This window comes from Anabaena sp. UHCC 0253 (assembly GCF_009712085.1).
In the GTDB taxonomy this organism is placed as follows: Bacteria; Cyanobacteriota; Cyanobacteriia; order Cyanobacteriales; family Nostocaceae; genus Dolichospermum.
Map to the genome: position 1 here is coordinate 598368 of NZ_VILD01000001.1, position 6340 is coordinate 604707.

Below are 6340 nucleotides of genomic sequence, written 5' to 3' on the forward strand. Positions count from 1 at the left end.
ACAGTAGTTCCAGATGTTCGATTGACGAGAGCGAAAAAAGGTGAAAGTGGTACAGCAACATTTGTTTTCACTAATCCGCAGATTTTGGCACAAGATGGAAAAGATGAAGTTACCGGAATGTACTTGATTGACGAAGAAGGGGAAATTGTTATTCGTGAAGTTCAAGGTAAATTTGTCAACGGTAAGCCAGAATCCTTAGAAGCAGTCTATGTGATGAAGTCGAATGATGAATGGGAACGCTTTATGCGGTTTATGAATCGCTACGCTGAGGATAATGGACTAGGATTGAGCAAATCTTAATTAATTAGCAGTCAGTGGTCATTGGTCATTGGTCATTGGTCATTGGTCATTGGCTCAAACGCAAAAACCTATGGAATTTCAACCACATCCAAATAAGCAGAAAATTTCTGTAAGTTGCGCGGTGATTACTGTTAGTGATACCCGTTCCCCTGACACAGATAAAAGTGGTCAATTAATTAAAGAGCTACTTTTAGCGGCTGATCATACAGTGGCATTGTATCAGATTATCAAAGATGAACCTAGAGAAATTCAAACCCAAATGGAAGTTTTGGGGAATGATGCTGAGATTCAGGCTGTAATTTTGAATGGGGGAACGGGAATTGCGCCCAGAGATACTACTTATGATGCTTTAGAAAAGTTATTAGAGAAGATTTTACCGGGATTTGGGGAATTATTTCGGTTTTTAAGTTATCAAGAAATTGGTTCACGAGCGATCGCCTCTCGTGCTGTAGCAGGTGTGTATCAAAATAAAATCATTTTTTCGCTTCCCGGTTCTAGTAACGCTGTGCGACTAGGTATGGAAAAGCTGATATTACCGGAGTTGGTACACTTAGTCAAACAGGTAAATTTCCCGAAAGAAGTCTGAAATATAGGTTTTTGAAGAAAAAAAAGAAAATTAGCCATTTTTCTATACCTAGTTATTGCGGATAAGTCTAATTCTGCACTGTAAAGAGAATATGACAGATTATGTCACTACCATTACAGCGTGAATTGATTTTTATGCTTCTTAACCTAGAAAGATTTTATCAAGCCTGTAATCCTTCCCGTCCGTTGATGATTGAAAATGTAGACGACCGGATGTATTATATTGATTTTGCTTCAGTTCGTGGTGGTAAAATCATTGAAGCTTTGCTGCGGACTATTACCAGAATTTCCCCAAATACGCCAACTTGTCAACTATTTACAGGTCATTTAGGTTGTGGAAAATCCACAGAACTGTTACGGCTTAAAGCAGAATTAGAAGCCCAAAATTTTCATGTTGTCTATTTCGAGTCCACCCATGTTTTAGAAATGGTGGATATAGATATTACAGATATTTTATTAGCGATCGCTGGTCTAGTCAGTGAAAATTTGGAAGCGATGAAACTTCGTGTCCAACCTACTTACTTCACTAAATTATTTAGTGAGGTAGTAGATTTTTTGCAAACACCCATAGAATTGGGGTTAGAAGCCGAATTATCAGTAGGTATTGCCAAAATTACGGCTCAAACCAAAGAAAGTCCACAGTTACGCAGACGATTAAGAGACTATTTAGAACCACGAACAGAAAATATCCTCCAATCAATTAATAAAGAACTTTTAGATCGCGCCAATGTAGAACTCAAAGCTAGGGGTAAAAAAGGATTAGTAGTAATAGTAGATAACTTAGATAGAGTTGCTATTCGTCCCTTACCTTCTGGGCGATCGCTCCCCGAATACTTATTCATTGATCGCGGGGAACAACTACGCAAACTTAATTGCCATATAGTTTACACAATTCCCTTAGCCTTAACATTTTCTAATGATAGCGCCGAACTCCAACATCGTTTAGGTGGTGGAGTCGCACCCAAAGTATTACCAATGATTCCCGTCCGTCAACGGACTGGAGAAATTAACATAGAAGGACTCGGATTAATGCGACAAATGGTATTAGCAAGAGCATTTCCTGACATCTCATCAACAGATCGTCTCAACTTAATTACCCAACTATTTGATAATTCCGAAACCTTAGATCGTTTATGTCTCATTAGTGGTGGTCATGTCCGCGACTTATTAGGACTACTATTTGATTGTTTACGAGAACAAGATCCACCCTTTGATCGGAAATGCGTAGAATTAGTGATCCAACGACAAAGAGACTATCGTGCTAACGCCATTGATCTGGATGAGAGTGAATTAATCTTTCATGTGATCCAAGACCAGCGAGTTAAAGGCAACGTAGAGTACGATATTTTATTACGCAGTTTATTCGTATTTGAATATCGCGATCACCAAGGAGTTTGGTTTGCACTGAACCCCGTTTTAGCAGAAACAGAGAAATTTAAATTATGGTTAAAAGACAGCAAGCAGGTGACATAATCGCTGCAAATCAACAGTCTTTGCGTAGTTTAGAAAGAGCAATCACCTTTTCTAAAAATCAGTTTTCAGTTATCTTGTTGTGCTGTAACTACGAATTTTTGCGTCAGGTAATACTGGAACAACTAACAGCTATGGGCTGGGGAAATGAGAGTATCCAAAGTATTACCTTAGCCAAAAATACCACAAGTTTATATACCACAATTCAATCACAACTCATCATTAATCAACCCACTGGATTAATGATCATGGGGTTTGAGTCAGTTCATAGCATAGATGATCTCCTCCGTTCCATGAATCAAGTCCGCGATGAATTTCGCAAATGTTATCAAATCCCCATGATTTTGTGGGTAAATGATGAAGTATTACAAAAAATCCTACGGTTATCTCCAGATTTTGCTAGTTGGGCTGCTACACCAATTAGATTTGAAATGACTTCCATGGGGTTGCTAGAATTTCTGCAACAAGAAACCAATGATTTATTTAGTATAGTTTTACAAAGCCAACATACTCAAGATAATTATGTCAACCTAGAACAAATATGGATCAGTAGCGAACAACTCCATTATGCAATTAAAGAATTGCATAATCGAGGGATGACAATAGAAGCAGAATTAAATGCCAGTTTAAAGTTTATTTTTGGCATAGATGATTATGTCAATGATCGAATTAATTCGGCTTTAAATAACTTTCAAGAAAGTTTGCAATTTTGGAATCACCACGAAAACCTCATCGGGCTAGAATTTTCTGACCTATCTGATAATTATCTTTTAAAACAGGCAATTTTACAACTTTATATTGGATTATGTTGTTGTCGCCTCGCCGAACAAAACCAAAGAACCAGTCAAAGATATTGGCAATCAGCCAAAACATATATTCAACAATCTTTACAAACATTTGAAGTTGCGGAAAGGACAGATTTAGTCTCAGACTTCATTAGTCAGTTATCGGAAGTTCTATATAACTTAAAAGCTTGGAAAGAATTACAAGTTGTCTCTCAAAAATCTCTAGAATTACATCAAGTATATGGCAGTAAAATTCAATTAGCTTGTGATTATGGTTTCTTAGCCCAGGTAGCTGTTTATAATGCACGCTGGATGCAAGCCAGTATCTTAGCACATATATCACTATTACAACTAGAAGAAGCACAAAATCAGCAGCAATTATATCATTATTTATTTCCTCTAATATTAGAACAAATTTATTTATTAACCGTAGCTAAAGCCTTAAATAATCTCAATCAAGCAACAGTAGCCGAAGAATATATAAACACAGCATCTCAACAACTATCATTAGCTTTAGAAAGTAGTGAACATCAATATGATGCCCATCGTTATATTCGCTTATTACAGATTCTGAGATCCTTATATTTTCAAGCTGGCTTTTATCTTCAAGCCTATATTATTAGACAAAAACTCCGTTCAGTAGAACAACAATATGGTTTTTGTGCCTTCATTGGTGCAGGGCGTTTACAACCCCAAAGACAAGCCACCAACTCTACTTTAACCTCTACATTCGGCAATAATAGTATAGCTTTAGAAATTGCCGCTTCCGGAAGAGAACACGATGTTAATAACTTAATTGGCAGAATTAGCCGTGCTGACCAAAAGTTGATAGTTATTCATGGACAATCAGGCGTCGGTAAAAGTTCTATTGTCACTGCTGGCTTAGTTCCCGCACTGCAAAACCGCGCTATAGGTGATCAAATTGCCGTACCAGTTGTCCTACAAGTATATACAGATTGGTTGGGAGAATTAGGGAAGTCTTTCACAAAAGCCATGTTGCAATTGCGGAAAACAGTAGATATTGAAACAGAATCTCTCTCTGATATTTCTACACCCGCAACTATTGATATTATTCTTCAACAACTCCGAGAAAATGCCGATAATCATTTAATTACAGTTTTAATTTTCGATCAGTTTGAAGAATTTTTCTTTGGTTATACAGACGGGCATGAAAAACAAGAATTTGATAAATTTATCAGTGACTGTTTAAGTATATCTTTTGTGAAAGTTATTCTGACTCTGCGCGAAGATTATTTACATAGATTACTAGACTTTAAACATCTTTCCTCAATTGAAGCCATTAATAATAATATTCTTGACAAAAATATTCGTTATCAACTTAATAACTTTTCTCCCCAAAATGCTAGAAAAATTATTCAAAAATTAACTGAACGTTCTCATGGACTACACCAGGAATCACAACTCAAATTAGAACCGATTTTAATTGATGCCCTCGTTGCTGATTTGTCTTCAGAACTTGGTGAAGTTCGTCCCATAGAATTACAATTAGCAGGCGCACAATTACAAGATAAATATATTACTACTCTTGCCCAATATCAACCATATAGACCAAATAAGTTAATTCAAACATATATCAAAGAATTAATTAAAGAATGTGGGAAAGAAAATGAAAGGGCTACTCTACTCGTGTTATACTTATTAACAGACGATAGTAATAAAAGACCTTTTAAAACGCGAGCAGAGTTAAATTCAGAACTATCAGAATTAGAAGATCCTAGTAAGTTAGATTTGATTTTAGATATTTTAGTTCGTTCAGGTTTAGTTGTTTTATTTCCTAATATTCCTGAACGCTATCAATTAATTCATGATTATTTAGTAGACTTAATTCGTCATCTACAACAACAGGAATCTGGATTACAAACCCAAATTAATAAATTACGAGATAAAGTCAGAAATAGTTATCAAGAAATAGAACGTCTCAAAAATGAATTAAGAAAAACTCAGAACGATGTTACTTTAGTACATACTCACCAAGAAGGAGATAATTTACTTACCGAACTCAAAGAACTACGCAAGCGCGAAGAAAAAAGTCAAATAGAAATTGAACATTTGCGAACAGAACTCAAAGAAAAAGAGTTAACTTCTAAACTAGCTGATAGTCAAGAAAAACAACGTTTAAGTGCAGCCAGATTAAATATTGCTCTAAAATTAGCTTTAACAGCTTGTATTGTCGCTATTTTTGGTTTAACTATTTCTGTGATTACAGCCACAGATAGTGAAATGAAAACTCTCAGCGCATCTAGTGAAGCTTTATTTGCTTCTCAAAAAGGTATTGATGCTTTAAAAGAAAGTTTAAAAGCAGGAAAGAAATTAGAAAAAACTCTATGGATAAATACTTCTACTAAGGAAAAAGTCCTAACAGCACTCTATCAAGCGGTCTATGGAGTTAAAGAACGTAACCGTTTCGAGGGTCATTTATCTGCTGTAAAAATGGTGATATTTAGTGCAGATAAATCTTTGATAGCTTCAGCTAGTGCAGATACAACAATTAATCTTTGGAGTCCTGATGGTATTTTAATTAACACTTTATCAGGCCATGAAGATGTGGTAAATAGTGTGAGTTTCAGTCCTGATAGTCAAATCCTAGTTTCTGCTAGTCAAGACAAAACAATCAAACTTTGGAATCGAGAAGGTCAATTATTAAAAACTTTACTAGATCATACATCTATTGTAAATAGTGTCAGTTTTCATCCTAGTAGTCAAATTATTGCATCTGCAAGTACAGATCAAACCGTAAAATTGTGGAGTCGAGAAGGTCAATTATTAAAAACTTTACCAGGTCATGAAGATGCTGTTTTAGCTGTAGCTTGGTCTAGTGATGGTGAAATTCTTGCTTCTAGCAGTGCTGATAAAACCATAAAATTGTGGAGTCGAGAAGGTCAATTATTAAAGACTATACCAGCCCATGAAGATGCAGTTTTATCTGTAGCTTGGTCTGGTGATAGTCAGATTCTTGTTTCTGCAAGTTTAGATAAAAAAATCAAATTATGGAGTCGGGAAGGTATATTACTCAAAACTCTTTCTGGCCACAGTGGTGGTGTGATCAGCGCCAATTTTAGCCCTGATGGTAATACTATCGGATCTGCTAGTATGGACGAAACTGTAAAACTTTGGAGTCTTGATGGTAATTTACTAGGAACTCTGCAAGGACATAATAGTTGGGTAAATAGCGTTAATTT

General features: G+C 35.9%; 3 protein-coding genes and 1 pseudogene. All 4 read left to right on the forward strand.

Annotated features, from left to right (window positions below; genetic code table 11):
• Positions 1–300 (forward strand): photosystem II reaction center protein Psb28 (gene psb28, locus FJR38_RS02660; protein ID WP_168535227.1); only part of this gene is annotated, 300 nt, incomplete at its 5' end.
• A 70-nt stretch (positions 301–370) separates the two neighbouring features.
• Complete coding sequence (locus FJR38_RS02665) at positions 371–886, forward strand: molybdenum cofactor biosynthesis protein B (protein ID WP_168493766.1); 516 nt, start codon at positions 371–373, stop codon at positions 884–886.
• A 134-nt stretch (positions 887–1020) separates the two neighbouring features.
• Positions 1021–2358, forward strand: coding sequence for an ATP-binding protein (locus tag FJR38_RS02670; RefSeq protein WP_168493828.1), 1338 nt, complete (start codon positions 1021–1023; stop codon positions 2356–2358).
• Positions 2328–6340 (forward strand): annotated as a pseudogene (locus FJR38_RS02675) (hypothetical protein); the annotation flags it as partial. The gene FJR38_RS02670 and the pseudogene FJR38_RS02675, both read left to right, overlap by 31 nt.

What these genes read in the sequence shown, in the direction of transcription:
- FJR38_RS02665 (WP_168493766.1), top strand. Translation starts at nt 371, where the DNA reads ATGGAATTTCAACCACATCCAAATAAGCAGAAAATTTCTGTAAGTTGC.
- FJR38_RS02670 (WP_168493828.1), top strand. Translation starts at nt 1,021, where the DNA reads ATGCTTCTTAACCTAGAAAGATTTTATCAAGCCTGTAATCCTTCCCGT.